This is a genomic window from Calderihabitans maritimus (assembly GCF_002207765.1).
GTDB classification, from domain to species: Bacteria; Bacillota; KKC1; order Calderihabitantales; family Calderihabitantaceae; genus Calderihabitans; species Calderihabitans maritimus.
Genome location: NZ_BDGJ01000198.1, coordinates 1 through 1,312, shown reverse-complemented (window position 1 = coordinate 1,312; position 1,312 = coordinate 1). Strand labels below are relative to the sequence as shown.

Genomic DNA, 1,312 nt, shown 5'->3' with positions numbered 1-1,312 from the left:
CGTTCCCCGCCGTCACTCACCACCTTGCCTTATTCTTTGTCCAGCCGAACGGTGATCTTGCATTCCTTCCGGTCGGTTCGCAGCATAACCAGGTTCTCGGGCACCTCGTCCAGGGTTATCTGTTTGGTAATCATGGGCAGCATGTTCATACCGGTGGCCATGGCCTGGATAACCCGTGGGAAGGTGCCGTGGCCGGAATGACCTTGGGCACCAATGATCTGGGCGCGGCGCACTTGCAGAACTTCAGCGGTAACTGGCATCTTGGCGTCTGCACGGGCTACCACCACAATCTTAGCGTTCAAGGCGCGACCTTCCCAAACGCACTGTTCAATTTGCGGATAAACTACGGTAGGAAGACCAGTGGCTTCCAGATAAAGGGCTGCACCATAACCATCAGTAATATCCATAACCCGCTGTACGAAGTCCTCGGTCAAAGGGTTAATTACATAGTCGGCACCCATCTTTTTGCCCAACTCCGCCCGGGTCGGTTCCGGCTCGGAAAGGATTACCCGTGCCGCTCCCATGCGCTTCATGATGGCGCAGGCAGCAATACCAACGGGGCCGCCACCGCAAATCACAACATTGTCACCAGGCCGAATCCCGCCACCACGCTCAACCACGGCGTTATAAGCAACGGAAGTAGGCTCCACCAGGCTGCCGGCCAAAAACAACTCTTCACCACTGTAAACGTCTTTCAGAGGATCCAGGGGCCATACCACCCGGTCAGGAACAACGATGTACTTGGCAAAGGCTCCGTCAACATTAAAGCCAATCTCATCCAGCCGCTCGCAATGATTGGGCCAACCGTCAGCGCAGGGTTGGCAACTCCCACACCACAACATCTCCTCGGCGCAAACAGCCTCGCCACCCTTAAAGGGCTTATTAGTTGCCTTGTTTTTGGCGCCGGGACCGGCCTCTACTACCACGCCGGAAAACTCATGGCCCAGAATAGAGGGGAAGCCGGTAAGGCCAGGATACCAGATATATCCGTCATCATCGGGCTGGGCCATGTGTACATCACTACCGCAAATCCCGCAGGCTTTAACTTCAATAAGAACCTCGCCCGGGCCGGGTTTCGGAACATCCCGCTCCTCGATAACAACTCTAGGGTTACGCCACACTTTGCTTCCCAGGTAGGTCTGTCTACCCTCGATATCCTTGGGACCCAACTTGAATTCCGGTTTTGGATCCCAGTCCGCGTGCAACACTACACCCCGCATTTTTTTAGCCATTTTGCACCCTCCTATCTCAATATTTTGGTTCTAACTCCCCCAAACTCTTTTTTTCGTAGAATTTGAGGGTTTTGCTACTC

1 protein-coding gene is annotated in these 1,312 nt (G+C 54.3%); it reads right to left on the bottom strand.

What is annotated here, in order from left to right; all coding sequences use genetic code 11:
• Positions 1-29 precede the first annotated feature (29 nt).
• Positions 30-1,232 carry a scyllo-inosose 3-dehydrogenase gene (gene iolM, locus KKC1_RS14400; protein WP_088555120.1) on the bottom strand — a complete coding sequence of 401 codons (1,203 nt, stop codon included), beginning with the start codon at positions 1,230-1,232 and terminating at the stop codon, positions 30-32.
• Positions 1,233-1,312 lie beyond the last annotated feature (80 nt).

Bases quoted from the DNA above. Each gene is read 5' to 3' on its own strand.
- iolM (WP_088555120.1), bottom strand. From the start codon at position 1,232: ATGGCTAAAAAAATGCGGGGTGTAGTGTTGCACGCGGACTGGGATCCA.